Origin of the sequence: Paenibacillus illinoisensis NBRC 15959, assembly GCF_004000925.1 — a bacterium.
Taxonomy (GTDB): domain Bacteria; phylum Bacillota; class Bacilli; order Paenibacillales; family Paenibacillaceae; genus Paenibacillus; species Paenibacillus illinoisensis.
On the sequence record NZ_BIME01000001.1, the window covers coordinates 688996 to 706811 of the forward strand.

Here is a 17816-nt window from a genome sequence, read left to right on the forward strand (position 1 = left end):
TTCATAAAAATTATGAGTGGAGAAACTCATGTTTTTTGTTATCCGTTAAGATGATCAGTTTGTGATGATATGGATGCAATCTTTTTTCAAAATCCACCCGATTTCTCTCAAAATCCCTTGTCCATTTGTACATCATTTTTAACATCTGTACATCAGATGTGTAATGACTCTTTTCAATTCCTAGATTTTGTTTGATAAATCGCAAGAAAATTCTCATTTTCCGTTTCCACAAGGGTGTATCCAAAAAAATAATTGTATCTGCCATGTCCCATAAGCATCGGTAAGATGCCCGATCCGTTCCTTCGAATATCCATGCTCCGTGACGGTCAATGTCCTGAATCACCGCAATTTGCTCATCCGGTGTACGTTTATTTCTACCATGAGGTGTCTCATGATGGACTATCGTATCCAGCTCATACCACGGTATATTTATTTTTTGAGAGATTTCCTTAGCCAATGTCGTTTTGCCACTTGCCACAATACCCAGGATTATAATCTTTTTCATTTAAATCTCTCCTACGAATTACGCTCTTTGGACCGTTCCGAACGAAATTTTCATACTTGGTGCATACGTTAGCCAGGACTCCTGATTGAATCTCTTGGAAAACGTTAATTCAGCTTCATATTGCTCGCGTGCTTCCTCTGGCTGTAATTCTCTATTCACTAAGTTGTCTAAGCTCTCATCGGAATCATCAGGTTCCTGGCCAAACCCTTCTTCTCTCAATGAACCAAACAAAGCGCTTTTGCTGTCCATATCCATGTTCTGATCCAAAAAATTAACCTTATCACTCATCCTGCACTCCACGTTCTGTAAACCCAATTGACTCATTCGTATAGGCAGCCTTATCCCAATGTTCCCATCCTTACCTGTACGTCTGTAGTCGTTCTCAAATAGCTTTTGCAGGACGCCTAACTTCACTATTTGGCTTTGTTCAACACCATCCAGATGACAGTTCGCCATATTACCAATCCAATGTGGTTCGAAACAGATGACCTTTCCTTGATCCTTTACACTTCCAATCATCTTCTGTAGGATCACTTCTGAGTTATTCATATGTAATAAAAAAGCATGACTCACGGCAATGTCATACTTCTCTTCTACGTCTAAATGTTCTATGTCCCCTGATATAAACTCAGTCTGAAACGGAACGTTTGAGAACGTCTCTCTCGCTTCTTTTATCAATTCCTCCCCATTGTCCACTCCCGTATAGCTTGAACCTTCAGGCAACAATGGAAGAAGTTTAAGACCTAGGTATCCGAACCCGCAACCATAATCAATAATGCTTGCAGGATTGGTGATTTTCCACACGCACTGTACAAGAAATTGCAGGTAATCATCATTATAATAGAGCCCCCGCGTATTCCTCAGATATTCAATTTTGTTGTCCCAATAGTATTCAGACATCATTCCATGCTCCCTCCCTTTGTACGTTTTTTATAGAACTACTGATATATCGTTATTTACCGTTCTCTCAAATCATCCGGAAGTCTTACCATGAATCGATCCTGGTTTCTATGGAATTGATACTGTTCGTATAGTTCATGTGCATCTAATGTTCCGAGTAATCCCATTACATTTTTGAAGCGGTCCGATTGTGTGATTACTTCAATGAGTTTCTTGCCTAGGCCTTGTCCTCAGACGAAATTCATTGCCCCGCTCCTTCGGATATGTTTTGTTCTTCCTACAATAATTTTCTCCCTAAAAATAATGCCACTCTATGTTCTTTATAAATGGTTCCGCCTGATCTATCAATTGAATTTTTAATCTTATTTAATAAGATACCTTTTTGTTTATCAGGGAGCTGTCTATGCTTCGAATTCGTGTTAAGTAATGCAACGTAGTCGCCGCTTGAATATGTAAGAATTTCAGTATATTCTCGGACCATTACATTGGTAAAGATTCCTGTCTCCTCCGTGATTGCTCTTCTTTCTTCGATGGTTTCTTCGGGGGTTTGGAACATTGAATCGTCCAAATGTGGTGCAAGTTCTTTATAGTGTGATCGTATTTCGTTATGGAGCTCATCAAACATGGGCACATGTATGGTCCAAAAAAAGGCAATCGAACCCGAACTCTCAAGAACTTCCCATACTTTACGATAACCAAACTTGGGTTCGATAAAATGAAATGCTGTGCCTGAAATGGCTAACTTGAAAGGCCCCCCTTCACCGTTCCATTCTTCAAACGAGCTATTAATCACCTTGATCGTTTCGTAGGATTTAAATTTCTCTGCAGTGAACTGGGCCAATCTGTCACCATATTCAATACAGGTAATTTGTCTGTAATCTCTTTCGACCATTCCTCCCGTGGCTTGGCCTGTCCCACAACCAATCTCCAGAATTTTATCTTCTCTATCCAGATTTGAATAATCAAATATATCGTTATACATTTCATTTGGGTAGGTAGGTCTATATTTTTCATATTCATTTGCAATTGAATTAAACGTCTCTTTATTCTCCAATTCAATAACCTCCTACGGTTTCAATTTAGTATTCATCTAAATGAACTGAAGTGAATGGCAAGTATACTCAAAATTTTTGGCTCACCCATTCCTCTCTTAATAATCCCATACGGATCGAATCATAGTATGTATTATTGTAGAGGCGGCACTTCCGAAGTCTTCCTTCCAGCTGCATACCCAGTTTCTCTGCGACCTTCATCATTCTTTCATTTCCTGACCAAGTTGTTAATCCTACTCGGACTATAGGTAGCTTATCGAACAAATAGTCGATCCACATCTTCAACACAGCCGTTCCATATCCACCATTCCAATACTCAGGTTTATATATGACGATCCCCACTTCCATCCAATTGGACGGTTTGTGCTCCCAATAATAATTCACTGTGCCCACGATCTCATCATTAATTTGAATAATCATTCTGTAAGAGGGCTCACTGTCTTTTAGCATTTCCTTACTCGTATATTCTTGAAAAACAGTATAACTGACATGCTCCAACGGAAAATAAGGTGCGTCCCACTTTTTCCACTCCGGTTTTTCATCCTCATATATCAGCTCGTAAAGCTCAGGGATATCTTCGTGCTCTATCTCCCTTATTAGAACTTTATGATTTAACACCATGGTTTCACTAATGATCATAGAGTTTTAACTCCTATTCTTTTTCGATGTATTAGTCCTATGCCTATCAGTAAATCAGATAAGGGCCGAACTGCTCTGTTGCACCAACGGGTATAACGACGGTATCCAGGTTATGTTCAGTTAATTGTGCAGTCGTGTTCGTATAATCTAACAAAATAAATCTCCCTTCTTTTTAATCCATCTCATTACTTCATTGTCTGTAACTCTATTACGTTCATGAAGATCCAGCTTTCACATCTATAATTCCAATTCATATTTAAGCTGTTTTTTGGTGTTTCCTCCAATTAGTTCAACCTTTTCTTCTGTTTCTTTAAATCCACACTTCTCATAGAACCCTATTCCTATATCATTGTCTTTCGCTACCCAGGCAAACAGATACTTTATCGGTGCTAACACTTGAATATATCTCTGAATGAAGCCTGTTCCAATTCCCAGCTTGTGATATTCTGGCCGTATATAGATTCGGGTTAATTCATACTCTTCTTCATGAATTTGAGTTGTTTGGGCAAATCCAGTGATGACGTTGTTATATTCTGCTATCAAAAACTTTCGTTTGGAACTTTGCAGGTCTCTCTCTACAGAACGACTTAAGTTCTCAGTCGAATAAGCCTTACTTAGAAAGTTATGAATGTAATCTTGGGAGTAAATGTTCCCATAAGTGAACATCCATGTTTCTTTAGCGATGGATTGTATATGTGGGATATCCTCATTTGCAACGAATCTATATGTAATCATGTGGTCACCCCTCCCTCTACCGTTAAAAGTGTAATTTACAAGAAAATTCATGAGTTACAATGTTTCTTCTTTTCGGTATATTTCAAACCCGTATGCTTCCCACTCCTGCCTAAGTTCGTCCCAATTCATAATTCTCCATGGATTAAAAAATGTCTGACCATTTTTATTAAAAAATACATTGTGGCTAATATGGTAGGATGCATGCTGGACAATTCCACCTTCGTTCACCCAAACGACAACATCGCCATCATGTAATTCTTTTGTGTTAATAATAGAATAGTTAGCTCTCTTTAATCCTTCCAAAAATGTTTGGGGATGAACCCATTCATGGATGATCCATTCATGTTGATTTACAGCAAATAATGTTGCAGACAAGCAATTACCACCCGAAAGTAAAGGAAAAGTATTCGCATACACTCTTAAATGTGGCGGGGCCGATTCAGGCAATTCATCACATGTCCAATCATCCCATTTGGATGCGTATTCAATTAGTAGATTTTCTTTGATCTCATAAGGGAGTGTTCGCCATATCTCCCGATGTAGCACGATATACTGCTCTTCCTGACCCTGTACTAAATACTCCTCCGGAAAAGAATAATTAGTGCAGAAAGGCGTAAGCGGCAAAATTAAACCTCTGTTTAACTCAAATTGAATATGATTGATTTGCTTTTGTACATTCATAGATAGATTGGCAAACCATTCAGAATCACATACAACAACATATTGAACTTCACTCGATAAATTCCAGTACTCGAAACTGTTTACCAATTGAATGTGCTTATAAGAAGCGTGGTTAAAGAATTCTTCCTTAGGGATAATTAAAGTACGGCTAAGAGATTCAGCTATTAACGATAAGTCCTCTTCTTTAAGAAACAGAAAATCTCTTTCTGGTACATATATCTCCAACCAATGATCAATCACTTCATTTGGTGGTTCAATCTTTATTTTCATTTTTCTCTCCTCCGATAACTTCCCGGAAAGCCGGAAACGAGCAGCACAAATCCGATAAAAAACAGGAAGTAAACAAGCAAGCCTGAACCATTGTCATTCAGTGATACGATCTCTCTTGGATTGCCACCGGACGCATGACCAGCTTCCACAATCGCTGCAGATAGTCTTACGGAGATTCGCTCTATGGTTGCCAAGCCTACACTTCCCAACATCAGCGCCGCACCTAGTATCTTATTCGTATTATTCATATGTTAGCTCTCCTATTCAGCAAATTCGACTAAGAAGGGATGCATCTTGGCATCCAATGCATAATGGATTCGTTCCCGGAAATTCCCCCAAGTAATCATTTCATCTGCCTGTTCCAATGTGAAGAAACCAACCGCCTCACTCTCGTGACTAGTCGTAAGCGTGCCGCCTACAGGCTTACCGGTGAAAATATGGTTACATACTCCGCGAGTGATATTTTGGTACACACCACAAAATTGGATAAGTTCGATATCAATCCCGGTCTCCTCTTTCACTTCCCGAACGGCGGCTTGCCTGATTGTTTCTCCTTGTTCTACACATCCTTGCGGCATTTCCCATCCCCTTCTCCCTTTCATTAGCAATATCTCGTTATTTTCATTAAGGACGATTACACTTGCAGAGACGATAAATTTCATAAAAATCCCCCCTTGTGATTGATTTACTACCGATTCTCAATTCTAAAAAATACCCTTCAAATCTATGTAATCAAATTTACTATTATTTTTAACAACTCACCAACTTCATCCATGATAACCCATATAATGCCATTTGCGAAGCCATCTAATTAAAAAAGGCAACCTGGCTAAAGGCTGCCCTCTCAACATTGAAGATGACTTATAAACTATTCATTCACTTGAATAACGTTTACTTCGCGCCGGTGCTCCAGACAACTCTTTCACTCATGGCTTTATGCTGCGCAATCAGGCAAAGCTCTGCAGCTTTAAATGCATGTTCCTGTGTCATAGCTGTCTCCGTCCGCTCCAGACAATCCCGGATGAGATCTCCGAAGAACGGATAGCCGACCTGTCCTTTGACACTGTAACGGTATTCACCTTCATGGTTAACCAGATAGACCTGATCCCCCACCGGCTCTCTCGCGACGTCGATATATTTCCGTAATTCAATGTACCCGTCAGTTCCCAAAATGACAGTACGCCCATCACCCCATGTCCCGAGACCGTCTGGTGTGAACCAGTCTACCCGGAAGTAACCGGATGCCCCATTGTTTCCGATGAGTGACGCTTCACCGAAGTCCTCCAGTTCAGGGAATTGTGGATGATGGAAGTTATGCACCCGACTGAACGCCACTTCCGCATCCGTGCATGAGGCGAACGTGAGGAACTGTTCAATCTGATGACTTCCAATGTCACAGAGGATGCCGCCATATTTATCATGCTGGAAAAACCACTCCGGCCGTCCTGGAGCATTCAATCGATGCGGTCCTGTGCCCATCACTTGCACAACCTTACCGATGGCTCCTTGCTCAATCAGCTGCCCGGCATAGATTGCACTTTCGACATGCAGGCGCTCACTATAATAAACCATGTATTTCTTCCCGGTCCGTTTAACTTCTTCCCTTGCTCTAGATAATTGGTCCAATGTAGTGAATGGGGCTTTGTCGGTAAAATAATCCTTGCCTGACGCCAAAACCCTCATGCCTAGAGGAGCACGTTCCGAAGTAATGGCGGCTCCGGCCACTAACTGCACCTGATCATCTGCCAGCACTTGTTCTTCCGAAGCTGCGGCCTGTGCTTGTGGAAACTGTTTGCGAAATGCCTCCACTTTGGCAGGATCCGGATCATATACCCATTTTAGCGTTGCCCCTGCCTCCAACAAACCTCCAACCATACCATAGATGTGCCCATGATCGAGTGCTACGGCAGCAATAGTAAACTCACCAGGACCGCATACAACCTCTTTTTTCACACTTTTGGGTGCATAAAACATTCCATCTTTAGCCACGTTATCTCCACCTTTTCATTCGATTCAAGTACAATGCTTGATTTAACAGGCCTACTTAAATGTTTGCGTCAGATCCGCAGGCTGGCTGCTGCTGGAACTTTTGTCTTTCTTGGTGTTCGAACTGGCAATACGCTCCTGCAAATGTTCATAAAATAACTCTTCATCGATGGGCAGCTCAACCCAATTGTCCGTCCAGGTCGAGAGAAGCATCGCATTGGACAAGGTTAATCCGTGTATACCTTCTTCTCCTGGAGCAATGAGCGTGGCACCTGTTCGGATGGCGTCAATCCAGTTACGAATCAGTCCTGGGTGACCCGATTCAGTACCCGTAATCGGAACTTCACACTTCCAGCATTCCGGCTGTCCAAAACCTCCGGTAAACCGTTTATTGAATTCAGGCTCGGACTCCCGAAGGCGCCAGAATGTCAGCTGACCATCTTCAATCACGATTTTACCGCGGTCTCCGTTGACCTCGAATCGGTTGGTACCTGGAGCTTCACCCGTAGTAGTTACAAATACGCCTGTTGCTCCGTTTGCGTATTCCACATACGCTGTCACATCATCTTCCACTTCAATATCCCTGTACTTGCCAAACGAACAGAAGGCACGCATTCGCACAGGCATCATGCCGATGGTCCACTGCCACAAATCGAGCTGGTGAGGATCCTGATTGATCAGCACGCCACCTCCTTCACCTGCCCAGGTTGCCCGCCAACCGCCGGAGTCATAGTAACTCTGGGATCGGTACCAATTCGTGATGATCCAGTTCGTGCGTCTTACTTCCCCAAGTTCTCCTGAAGCAATAAGGTCTCTCAGTTTGATATACAGAGGATTCGTCCGCTGATTGTACATCATGGAAAACACTTTGCCGCTGGCTGCAGCAGCTTCGTTCATCTTGCGCACCTGTTTGGTGTAAACACCGGCTGGTTTCTCGATCATGACATGCAGACCGTGCTGAAAAGCCTGAATGGCCTGTTCCGGGTGATCATAATGAGGTGTTGCAATAATGACTGCATCAATGGTGCCGGATGCCATCATCTGCTCTGCATCCTGCCAGTAACTGACCGAAGCCGGGAAATTACTGGCCACCCAGCTCTCCATTTCCTTACGGACATCACATACGGCTACCAACTCCGCACCAGGCACATCTCCGGCAATCAGGGTTCTGGCATGTGCGGCACCCATGTTTCCAATGCCAATTACGGCTACTCGAATCAAACTCATACCTGTACCTCCTCTTCCAGACGACGCTCGATCTCGCCGAATACATCAGCAAAATGCTGCAACATCGCTTGAGAATTAAACTCTCCACTGAAATCTTCAATACCGTAATATCCGTCATATCCCACTGATTTCAGGTCACGGAACACTTGCATCCAATCCACGATACCTTCAGTCAGCGGTGACCAATGACATCTCCATTTCGCGGATACAGAACTTCCTGCACTCTCTCCACTTTGTTCCTCCTTGTACCAGGCTGCATTCTTCACATGGACGTGGGCAAGGTAAGGACCCAATAGTTCCAGTCCCATCCGATAATTTTCATATCCTTCGTGTACCATATTGCCTGGATCATACAACACGCCAACATGCTGGGCATCCAGCGACTGCACCAGTCGGTAGGCCAGTGAAGCGGTTGGAGCGATCGTTTGGTGATGCGTCTCTACCACGGCTTTGACGTTGTACTGCTGAGCCATCTGCTGCACTTCAGATAAATACCTAACGGCTTGGCTGTACAGCTCGGGATAACTGGTTTTACGATCATATCCCGGCACACCTACACGCATCATGGACGCACCCAGATCAGCCGCTGCCTGAAACGCCTGCTCGGTCGCTTGAAGATCTCCACAGCTCAGATACGGTACTAGTGCAATGGAACGTCGACCATGTTTTGCAGTCGCTTCACGAAAATCAGGGACCTGTTCCTCCCATTTGGCCGGATCAATTGAACTCCGATTATGCCTCCAAAAAGATGGTTCCTCCGTACGTGCGTCTTCCGGTATTCCGCGGAACCTCCACTCGATTCCGTCGATACCTGCTGATGCTGCCGCTGCAGCCAGTTCTTCTGCGTTCAGGTCAGGCGTCGCTACAGTAAATACAGACAGTTTCATCTTGGTCATCTCCTTATGTAAACGTATTCAAATTTATTGGATAAACGAATTGTATCATTCCTGCATATGCACAAATAGTGTTCTGCTCCAACAGATGAATTAGAGATAAACGTGAGGCAACATTCCCCATTCAGGGATAACTGTAACTTGGCTGCGGTGGATGTCACCATACTTCTTCAGGATATATTCCTACGCAAAAAAACATCCCTGTTCAGATGTTCATTCTGAATGGGGATGTCATAGTTATTTCATTAATTTAGTCGTTATCTATTTTCGATCAAAAAACACATGCTCAGCATGCAATTTTCCAAGACGAGTCGTCATAATTCCAAACGAATACTGCGGCTGGCGGCGCCGATCCGTCGGTGAACCCGGATTGAATATTAGCACATCATTGACGGTATGCATCAAGGGAATGTGCGAGTGGCCAAATATGATGGCATCTACCTGCTGACCAGCAAATGTATGAATGGCATTCTGCTCAGTCGTTTTCGATCCCTGGTGGCCATGAACCAGACCTAGACGCAAACCGTCCGCCTCCACGATGCGGGAAAAGCCCAGCTTTTTGCCAATTTCCGGCGGATCTGTATTGCCTGCTACGCCTGCAACGGGAGCATACTCGCTTAGCAGCTTGTATACACTCCAATCCGACCAGTCGCCTGCATGTAATATGAGGTCAGCCTCCGGCAGAGCTTGGAGCAATGGCTCCGGCAGCTGCTTAGCTCTTTTGGGCAAATGCGTATCCGAGATCACGATTATTTTCATATCCAAGCACACCTCCCTGGTTCAGACGATACCCTACTCAGCAGAAGGAGGCACAGTCTCCATCTGTGAGCAGGAACGTTCCATATCTTCAAGCGTAATGGATGCGAAGAACTGTTCGACTTTTGCCTCTGCCACCTGATACAGATTCGTCAGCAGACTGTCTATGCGAAGACCAACATCACAATTGGGGTTGCAATTGCCATGAATCGGAAATAGCGGACCTTCGTCCTTGGCAGCCTGATAGATCATGGCCAAGGTAATTTCACTAGCCGGCTTGGCGAGATAAAAACCTCTCGTTCCGGGAGAGGAATCGACCAGACCTGCCTTTTTCAGTCCGCCCAAAATACGTCGTACGACAACAGGGTTGGTGTTGACGCTTCCTGCAATCATTGCGGAAGTAATTCGTTCAGGCGCGCTGAAGGACAACAACAACAAACAATGCACACTGACCGAAAAATGTGTACTCATGATTAACCACCTTTAACGTAATATAATCCTGGTGCTTCAATCTATTCAGGGAACAGACTCTGTTCCGGACGTGCCTTGATTTTCAGCTGCCGCACGCTGTATTCCAGCTGCTTCACAATATCATCCAGCTGTTTGCGATCGATTTTCGTCGGATCATCCACGGGTCTGGCCGTCGACTTAAGATCCCGAATGGTGAGCTGCTGCTCCTGCCATTTATCCATCAGATCAGCAATATTGGCATAAAAGCGTTCATAATCCTTGATGACCAGGTCAAGATATGCATCGACTTCATCCGGATCATAGCCACGGAGTTTATAATTGAATTGTTTTTCATGAATTGATAAGGCATCGAGCTGTACGCCCAGTTGTTTAAACAATTGTCTCTGTTTATCCAATCTTCGTTTCATATGTTCATCCATCTTGACAACCTCCATTATAAGAAAAACGTCTATCGACGTATGTTCAAAAGCAGCCGGGACCGTCTCTCCAAGGAGCACGGTGCAATACGACTTCGCGGGGAAATCGCGGCAGTTTCTCTCTCTATTTTTATAACACATTATCGGCCAGATATAAAATCAAACGCCTCTTCAAGGATGCAAAATGATTGTATACCGCCAAAATCGGGTAAGGACAGACTACACACCCCTAAAGCGGGAAAGGAGCATGTCGTTATGAGTACATTAACCAAAGTTCAACTTCAGGAACTTCAGAGCGCTCTTCTGGAGCAGCGTGATAATCTGCAGCGTCATTTTGAATCCAACATGGAAGATGGTGCTCCAACTGCGTCGCTCAAAGATTCTACAGGTGAGCTGTCATCCTACGATAATCACCCGGCTGATGCGGGGACGGAGACATTTGAACGCAGCCGAGATCTGGCTGTAGACGATACATTAACGGATGAATTTAACCAGGTAATCGATGCCTTGGAGCGTATGGAAAAAGGAACCTACGGAACATGTGTCACTTGTGGACAGGATATTCCGTTTGAGAGGCTTCAGGCCATTCCATACACGGCCTACTGTATTGACGATACACCGAACCGGGAGCTCAGCAATGACCGCCCTGTGGAAGAGCAGGTAATGACCATGCCTCCAAGTGGTGCAGGAGAGGTGAGACAGCGGAATGCTGGCAAATTCGATCATGCTGAAGCTTGGGAAGCTGTTGAGGACTATGGTACATCCAATTCGCCAGCTACCGCAGCCAAACGTGAAGTTCGGGATTACGATGAGAACATGTAATTCTGATAATGATTGCCGACCTCTCTCCATGTAGATATGGTAGGGTTGAGCAGTCACCGTAGGTCCTCATCACACATCAAAAAGCCGCCTTCAGGCGGCCTTTTCTTTGTTGTGGCATCGGTCTCCCTGGATCATTTTTCCTTTGCATCGTCATTCGGCTTGAAACTCTGATCTCCCGGCTGATCCTGTGGCACTTTACTTTTCTTAGATTCAGTCGGTTCATCCACATGTTTGGACATTGTGGTAAACAGCTGAAAAACCTCTTGATCTTCCTTCTGTTCATTTCGCTTCTTATAAGGTTCACACATTTTTATGATATCCTTGTACAGCTTCTCGACTTCCTCACGGCTCGCATATAACGTCATGTCCGAGATTTGTCCAAACATGTTCTCACCGTGCTCCGCCTGTTTCATAAACATCTGGCGGCTCTGTTCATACATTCCATTAAACAGTTTAAGCGTCTCCGAGAGAAAAACCTGCTTCAGTGGCGAGTGGTCCTCATTTTCATGACGAAGATGGATTTCTCCCTGAAAGGGTTCGTAGTATTTGGCAATGATTCCATTAATCTCTCGCGTGGATACGATGGTAAGCAAACCAATCTTCTCCAGCTTTTTCACGTGATAATGTACTTTTGCGGGCACTTCCCCAAGTTTATCAGCTATTTCTTTCACGGTAGAAGGTCTTCCCTGTTTATTAAACATATTCAGGATCTGGATCCGATACGGGTCGGAGTAGATCTTGATCTCTTCGATCGTTGACAGTACTTTCTGCTGCATACCTGTATCCTCATTTCCGGGGTACCATTTGTCCTTATATGCATATTATACCGTTCAGTCTGGTCCCCGGTCAAAACAGGTCTTACAGAAAGATACAGGAATTAGGCTACATACTACGCCGGAATGTTTTGCTGAGCAGGAGCGATATGGCCGACACGGCAAGCAAAATGCCAAAAGCAATAAATAACACAGGCGTGGACAGCACTTCTGCTGCAGCACCCGCAACCAGACTTCCAAGCGGTATAGCACTTACGATCAGCATACTTTGTAGTGCAGACACCCTACCGAGCATACCCGCTGGCGTAACCTCCATCAGATATGAAGCGAGAGGGGTCGTAGCTAATGGTATGCCGAGGCCCATCATCAAGCAAAATATAGCTGCCAGCGGTAGCTGATAAGTGGACATATACGCAGGAAGCGCGGTCATGGCATAACTAAGACCCAGCATGGTAATCCCACTAATAATCAATACACTCTTCCGATATCTGCTGCCTCTGTGAGTCATCCACAATCCACTCAGCACCATACCACCAACCATTAACCCGCTCAGCAAACTTAAGCCCCCTGCTCCAGCATGCAAAATATCGATAACATATGGAGTTCGGAGAACATCGAATGGCATCAGGCAGAAGTTGACAAAGGCAAATAAAATGGAGCCAATCAGCAGCAGGGGATGCTTGCGCATGAAATGAAAGGCTTCAATCATATCCGAAAGCAAACTTCTGGGAGCATCTGTGGAGGATAACTTCTCAGTTGATCCTTCTTCCATGCTGGGATCGGATGGATAGACAACCCGGCTCATTAGCACAGCACTTAATGCAAACAGGCCAGCATCCATCAAAATCGTCCACGTTATTCCAACAGTTGCAATAAGAGCACCTGCTAAGGCAAGCCCGGCAAGTTCAGCCAATCGGGTAGCCGAAGACGACATGGCAATGCCGGAAAGCAGCATGGATTGCGGCAGCAATCGCGGCACGCTGGACATTTCGGCAGGTAATGAGAAGCATTCAAGCAGCGAATTCAGAATCGTGACGACGAACAAATGCCATACTTGCAGTTCTCCCATACCAAATAACAGAGCAGTTACGCCAACAAGCAGTCCCCGGCCCGAATTCGTCAGCACGATGACCTTCTTGAGAGATATGCGATCCACGACCGCTCCGGCAAAAAGGCCAAGCAGAATGTTCGGCAGAAAGTTGACTGCGAGCAGTGTACCCATCAATAGTTTGGAGCCCGTTAACATGTACACCATCCAACTATATGCAATGGAGTCAATGGAATCACCAAACCTCGCTACCATCTTCCCCAGCATAAACTGCATATAAGGTTTAACTCGTATTAATTCCCCAATCCCTGGCTTGTTTACCGCTGTGCCTTCTCTCATTATTCGTTCCGCCCTTCAACGTTAAAATATTTTTAATGTTAATATTATTTTAACGGAGAATTTCTGGAAATCAACCCCTTCGTGAAAATTTTTTTAACGTTTTGCCGATTAAGTTCACACGAAAAAACTCCATCCTGAAGGATGGAGTCTGGTTTACTCATTTTTTTAATCGTTTTTTTAAATCAATGAAACGCGCTGCCGTGTCCGTGCCGATTGCAAACAGGCATCAATCACCCGCATATTCGCTATCGTATTATCCGGAGTAAACGGCAGTGGTGTCCCATCCAGCACAGCGGCAGCAAAGGTTTCCGCCTGAAGAACATAAGAATTGGAGACGGATACCCGTTCTTCCCGACTGACGGAATCCGTGTGAACGATAATTTGCGGTGGAATATCACTATTCTCCCAGCCGAAGACTTTTGGCAACTCGATTCGTCCGTCTGTCCCGAGGATCTCCATCTCCGCCCTCCCGGAAGCCCACATGCCGCAATCAAACGTTAACGCCACGGATCCCGGAAATTCAACAAGCCCCGAAGCCATCATATCCACTCCATCATGTTCCTCGGAGAATAAGGCATGTACCGTAACCGCTTCGGGTTCCTGGCCCAGGTACATCCGTGCTGCCGAGATGGGATACACACCAAGGTCAAAGAGCGAGCCTCCGCCCATGTCCCGTTTGAACCTTACATTATCCTTATCATCCGCTGTATTACAGGTGAAGTTGCCATGGATGGCACGAACAGCACCAATCTCTCCACTCGCGATTATCTCCTGAACACGCCGATGCTTGGGATGATAACGATACATGATCGCCTCTGCAAATAGAACGCCGTGCTCCTTGCATACGTGAATCATTTCGGCAGACTCGTCCGCATTCAGTGCAGCTGGCTTCTCGCATAATACATGCTTTCCGGCCTGAGCTGCTTTTATCGTCCATTCCTTGTGCATGTGGTTAGGCAAAGGGATATATACGGCTTCAATATCCGGATCCGCAATGAGCTCTTCATAACTTCCATAGCATCTAGCAATGTCCAATTCTTCGGCGAGCGCTTCAGCCTTCTCCTTGCTTCGACTCGCAATAGCAAGCACTTCTCCTCGTTCGGATTGCTGGATTGCCGGAATGACCGCATTCTTGGCAATGGTGGAAGTACCGAGTACTCCCCACTGTAGCTGCTTATTCATGCTCATCTTCCTTTCGTCCCGTAATTGTCCTCTTCTGCCTTGTGCAGCATGCCTAGACAACGGTCTAGGTCTGCCTTGACCTGCTTTTTGTACAATTCGGCTTTTTCCGCTCCATCATCCGTAAAGTGATATAAAACGATTTCCTGAAAATCCACTTTGGGATCGCTACCCTTCAACTTCTTCGTCCGATAAAATACACCCTGCTGTACCAGTTCATGCAATGCCCGATATACCTCACTCTGAGGCGGAACATAGCCGTAATCTTTAAATTCCTGCTTCATGGCCTCCAGCATTTCGTAACCATATCCTCTGTGCTGTTCAACCATGGTAATGAGATACAGCTTGATAAATGCCCGCTGGGCGATCATAAAAGCCATGCTTGTTCCCCCTATCCTCTACCGCTCTACTTCATATTATAAAACTTGTGTTCGGTTTCTGCCATCATTCTCCGTTTTTCCCGGATAAGCAGCAGGTGAGAACTAAGCACAGGATAGATACGCAGATTAGTGTGGTAGAACGGCATTAGGGTTATTATTATGAATTTTTCATATAATGATTTTTTAAAATGAAAACCCAATTAAGATTCAGTTCGACAAAAGCAACTGCTGACTTGCATCCACAACCGTAGATCGCTACCATCAAAAATGATGACTTCTATTGTGAATTTTTCATTCATTGCCTCTTTCACTTTCTGAAATTGGTCTTCGGTACAGTACCCACGATCCATTTTCCCCAGCTTACACGCGAAATGCACCAAGTGAGCACACAGGATAGAGCTAAAGCAAGTACCCATGTCAGAATCATTCGTACAGTCGGATTTAGGCCCCATGCAACGTAAACATATTCATCTGGAATATAACTGTAGCGCAGCATGAGCATATGCATGAGATAACCGCCGTAAGAAACGCTGCCGATCCATCCAAGCCAGCCCACGGCCAGGTGATTCTGCAGTTTGCCTGCGAGCTGATACATGACCATGATCGACGCGAATAGATAGAGAGCCATATCCGGCCTGATCAAACTAACGGTATAAAATGTGATCTGAATGCCTTCCGGCTTTTGAAATTCCAGCATTAATAGATATGTAAACCGAAGACCCATGGTTATAAACACCGTCCAATATACCCAGCGCAGCCGATGAATCCACATGTTCCAGCTTTTAACGGATAATCCGGCAGCAGCACCTAGTACAAAATAAAAAAAGAAATACAGGAAATTGCGGTCGGCATAGGTTGTAAATACATCGGTCAGTACTGGAATATGGAGTCGTTCCATGACTCGTGCAATATTCCCCAATTGATCGGCTAACAAGAGGTATACAGCTCCTGTAATCAGGACAGCAATCAGGCGTCCACGTGAATCATAGCGGTTATATACATATCGTACGGCCTTTAGAAACAAGGGAAACAGCAAATAAAATTGAATCAGCATGATAATGTACCAAAAATGAGATGTGGTCTTGCCGGTAAGCAGCTTCAAACCAAGTTCAGGGAGATCCTGCCAGCCAATGCCGGCCCACCCCTGTGGTGTCAAGGTGAAATACACCAGAGACCACACGACATATGGTGCGATGACATCCGTTAATCGTTTCTGCATGAAACGTCCGTATTTCAGCTGCTCTCCTGTGTTATAAAACAAAACCATGCCCGTAATGAAAATAAATAAAGGGACGGCAAATTTGGAAGCCATCAGCAGGATTGCAAGCAGAACCCCATCTTCCAGGCCGGCTTCCGGAACCAGAGAGAAATGTGCAATGGAATGCTGGAGTACAACAGCTGCAAAGGCAATCCCCCTTAAACTTTCAATTTCAGCAATTCTTTCTTTTCGTGGCATAACGTTCAGCCGCCTTTCTTGGTTTTACAGTAAAAAATAAGTACAATGATAGTCGTATAAAAGATGAACGGAGGGATTCCTATCGCTGATTCCGAACTAGATACCCCCACAATTGACTCCAAATATGTACAACAGCATATGGCCAATGAGCGAACGTTTCTGGCCTGGGTTCGTACCGGAATAGCCATGGCCGGTATCGGATTCCTGGCTGCCGGATTGGGATTCAATTCTTCCTCTTATGACCAGATTGCACACATTGCCGCCATTATAACCGGAGTGATCTCACTCGTCAGCGGCATTGCCATCATTCTGTGTTCTGCTGCTTCGTATCACCGCAAACGCAGGCAAATTAATCAGCAAACCTTTCAAGCCTCAACCCGATTGATTCGCTTCCTGACGCTTACTCTGTTGGTCATTGGCCTGGCGCTTGCTGTTCTGCTCTATGTATTGTTATTCCCTGCTCCTTAGATTTACCTTTACACACAGTCAACACTGTATCATTATTCCAGGATGGAATTACAGGGACAAAAGCCGGCTTCCTCGAAGGAAACCGGCTTTTTGAGCGCCTGACGGCTCACATTGACCAAATCATGATTTATATGTGGTGCTCCTGTTTAACCTTGTATACCAATCCAGTGTGCTAGCCTGAACAATCCAAAGCTTACAGGAACGTGTTGTTTCCAAATCGTGCTGCTTTCTCCTGAGCTTCCAGTCTCCGCTCTTCCATATCGAGATCTGTTCGCTCTGCTGGCACATCCGTACCATGAGCTGCGTATCGATCACGATTCAGATAGCTCGTGTTGCTGAATACATCATAGACATCCGAATCGCGATCGGTGGAGTCAACAAGGAGAAGGATTTTGCCGTTTTGTACATATTCCTCATACTGTTTGGCATCCTCTTCGGGAATACCGAGTCCGACAAGCCCACCGACCAAACCGCCTGCACCGGCACCTACTGCCGCTCCCGTAAACGCTGCTGCAATCGGACCAGCCGCCAAAATTGGACCTATACCTGGAATGGCCAGAGCCCCGATACCAGCCAACAGCCCGGCTACGCCACCTAATACACCACCTGTGGCTGCACCTGCTGCCACACCTTCCGGCGCCTTGGTTCCCGTCTCTTCCCGGATGGCCTTCAACTCGTCCCGATCCTGCGTCACTACCGAAATTTCGTCTGAACTGAATCCTTGCGCTTTCAAGCCCTCTATGGCTTGAGATGCCTCACGTTCTGTATCAAAAACACCTACGATTTTCTTCTGCATAGTGAATTCCTCCTAATTATTTAA

23 protein-coding genes are annotated in these 17816 nt (G+C 45.0%); 2 read left to right on the forward strand and 21 right to left on the reverse strand.

Annotated elements, in window-relative coordinates; translation table 11 throughout:
* Positions 1–10: 10 nt before the first annotated feature.
* From PIL01S_RS02860 to PIL01S_RS02930, 15 genes are all read right to left on the reverse strand, one after another.
* Positions 11–505 (reverse strand): P-loop NTPase family protein, encoded by a 495-nt coding sequence (locus tag PIL01S_RS02860; RefSeq protein ID WP_127536174.1) that lies wholly within the window; start codon positions 503–505, stop codon positions 11–13.
* An 18-nt stretch (positions 506–523) separates the two neighbouring features.
* A complete protein-coding gene (locus tag PIL01S_RS02865; protein ID WP_127536612.1) occupies positions 524–1405 on the reverse strand; it encodes a methyltransferase domain-containing protein in 882 nt (293 codons plus the stop codon).
* A gap of 277 nt (positions 1406–1682) precedes the next feature.
* On the reverse strand, positions 1683–2459 hold the full coding sequence (locus PIL01S_RS02875) for a class I SAM-dependent methyltransferase (protein ID WP_127536175.1): 777 nt from the start codon (positions 2457–2459) through the stop codon (positions 1683–1685).
* A 67-nt stretch (positions 2460–2526) separates the two neighbouring features.
* Positions 2527–3090 carry a GNAT family N-acetyltransferase gene (locus tag PIL01S_RS02880; protein WP_371859915.1) on the reverse strand — a complete coding sequence of 188 codons (564 nt, stop codon included), beginning with the start codon at positions 3088–3090 and terminating at the stop codon, positions 2527–2529.
* Between the two features lie 52 nt (positions 3091–3142).
* Positions 3143–3250 carry a creatininase family protein gene (locus PIL01S_RS29730; RefSeq protein ID WP_154893529.1) on the reverse strand — a complete coding sequence of 36 codons (108 nt, stop codon included), beginning with the start codon at positions 3248–3250 and terminating at the stop codon, positions 3143–3145.
* Between the two features lie 83 nt (positions 3251–3333).
* A complete protein-coding gene (locus PIL01S_RS02885) occupies positions 3334–3831 on the reverse strand; it encodes a GNAT family N-acetyltransferase (protein WP_164764154.1) in 498 nt (165 codons plus the stop codon).
* Positions 3832–3885: 54 nt separating this feature from the next.
* Positions 3886–4782, reverse strand: coding sequence for a hypothetical protein (locus tag PIL01S_RS02890; RefSeq protein ID WP_127536178.1), 897 nt, complete (start codon positions 4780–4782; stop codon positions 3886–3888).
* On the reverse strand, positions 4779–5030 hold the full coding sequence (locus PIL01S_RS02895) for a hypothetical protein (RefSeq protein ID WP_127536179.1): 252 nt from the start codon (positions 5028–5030) through the stop codon (positions 4779–4781). The genes PIL01S_RS02890 and PIL01S_RS02895 overlap by 4 nt, the downstream gene beginning before the upstream one ends.
* 12 nt (positions 5031–5042) lie before the next feature.
* Positions 5043–5444, reverse strand: coding sequence for an NUDIX hydrolase (locus PIL01S_RS02900; RefSeq protein ID WP_127536180.1), 402 nt, complete (start codon positions 5442–5444; stop codon positions 5043–5045).
* Positions 5445–5673: 229 nt separating this feature from the next.
* On the reverse strand, positions 5674–6756 hold the full coding sequence (locus PIL01S_RS02905; protein WP_127536613.1) for a Gfo/Idh/MocA family protein: 1083 nt from the start codon (positions 6754–6756) through the stop codon (positions 5674–5676).
* A gap of 66 nt (positions 6757–6822) precedes the next feature.
* Positions 6823–7995 carry a Gfo/Idh/MocA family protein gene (locus PIL01S_RS02910; protein ID WP_127536181.1) on the reverse strand — a complete coding sequence of 391 codons (1173 nt, stop codon included), beginning with the start codon at positions 7993–7995 and terminating at the stop codon, positions 6823–6825.
* A complete protein-coding gene (locus PIL01S_RS02915; protein WP_127536182.1) occupies positions 7992–8882 on the reverse strand; it encodes a sugar phosphate isomerase/epimerase family protein in 891 nt (296 codons plus the stop codon). The genes PIL01S_RS02910 and PIL01S_RS02915 overlap by 4 nt, the downstream gene beginning before the upstream one ends.
* Positions 8883–9149: 267 nt before the next feature.
* The gene (locus PIL01S_RS02920; RefSeq protein ID WP_127536183.1) at positions 9150–9647 is read right to left on the reverse strand and encodes a metallophosphoesterase family protein; all 498 of its coding nucleotides are present in this window, start codon (positions 9645–9647) and stop codon (positions 9150–9152) included.
* A 33-nt stretch (positions 9648–9680) separates the two neighbouring features.
* Positions 9681–10115, reverse strand: a complete 435-nt coding sequence (locus PIL01S_RS02925) for an Rrf2 family transcriptional regulator (protein WP_127536184.1) — start codon at positions 10113–10115, stop codon at positions 9681–9683.
* A 41-nt stretch (positions 10116–10156) separates the two neighbouring features.
* A complete protein-coding gene (locus PIL01S_RS02930) occupies positions 10157–10534 on the reverse strand; it encodes a DivIVA domain-containing protein (protein WP_095287646.1) in 378 nt (125 codons plus the stop codon).
* A gap of 252 nt (positions 10535–10786) precedes the next feature.
* Here PIL01S_RS02930 and PIL01S_RS02935 point away from each other — a divergent pair, with 252 nt between their 5' ends.
* On the forward strand, positions 10787–11353 hold the full coding sequence (locus PIL01S_RS02935) for a TraR/DksA C4-type zinc finger protein (RefSeq protein WP_127536185.1): 567 nt from the start codon (positions 10787–10789) through the stop codon (positions 11351–11353).
* 131 nt (positions 11354–11484) lie between these two features.
* Here the strand turns inward: PIL01S_RS02935 and PIL01S_RS02940 are convergent, their stop codons facing one another.
* The 5 genes from PIL01S_RS02940 to PIL01S_RS02960 form a co-directional block, all read right to left on the reverse strand.
* Positions 11485–12129, reverse strand: coding sequence for an ArsR/SmtB family transcription factor (locus PIL01S_RS02940; protein ID WP_127536186.1), 645 nt, complete (start codon positions 12127–12129; stop codon positions 11485–11487).
* Positions 12130–12235: 106 nt separating this feature from the next.
* Positions 12236–13513, reverse strand: coding sequence for an MFS transporter (locus PIL01S_RS02945; RefSeq protein WP_127536187.1), 1278 nt, complete (start codon positions 13511–13513; stop codon positions 12236–12238).
* A gap of 177 nt (positions 13514–13690) precedes the next feature.
* Positions 13691–14695, reverse strand: coding sequence for a Gfo/Idh/MocA family protein (locus PIL01S_RS02950; protein WP_127536188.1), 1005 nt, complete (start codon positions 14693–14695; stop codon positions 13691–13693).
* Between the two features lie 2 nt (positions 14696–14697).
* Positions 14698–15072, reverse strand: coding sequence for a helix-turn-helix transcriptional regulator (locus tag PIL01S_RS02955; RefSeq protein WP_095287651.1), 375 nt, complete (start codon positions 15070–15072; stop codon positions 14698–14700).
* A gap of 307 nt (positions 15073–15379) precedes the next feature.
* Positions 15380–16528, reverse strand: coding sequence for an acyltransferase (locus tag PIL01S_RS02960; protein WP_127536189.1), 1149 nt, complete (start codon positions 16526–16528; stop codon positions 15380–15382).
* A 63-nt stretch (positions 16529–16591) separates the two neighbouring features.
* Between PIL01S_RS02960 and PIL01S_RS02965 the strand changes: the two genes are divergently transcribed.
* Positions 16592–16996 carry a YidH family protein gene (locus PIL01S_RS02965; protein ID WP_127536190.1) on the forward strand — a complete coding sequence of 135 codons (405 nt, stop codon included), beginning with the start codon at positions 16592–16594 and terminating at the stop codon, positions 16994–16996.
* 193 nt (positions 16997–17189) lie between these two features.
* Here the strand turns inward: PIL01S_RS02965 and PIL01S_RS02970 are convergent, their stop codons facing one another.
* On the reverse strand, positions 17190–17792 hold the full coding sequence (locus tag PIL01S_RS02970) for a general stress protein (RefSeq protein WP_127536191.1): 603 nt from the start codon (positions 17790–17792) through the stop codon (positions 17190–17192).
* Positions 17793–17816: the final 24 nt, after the last annotated feature.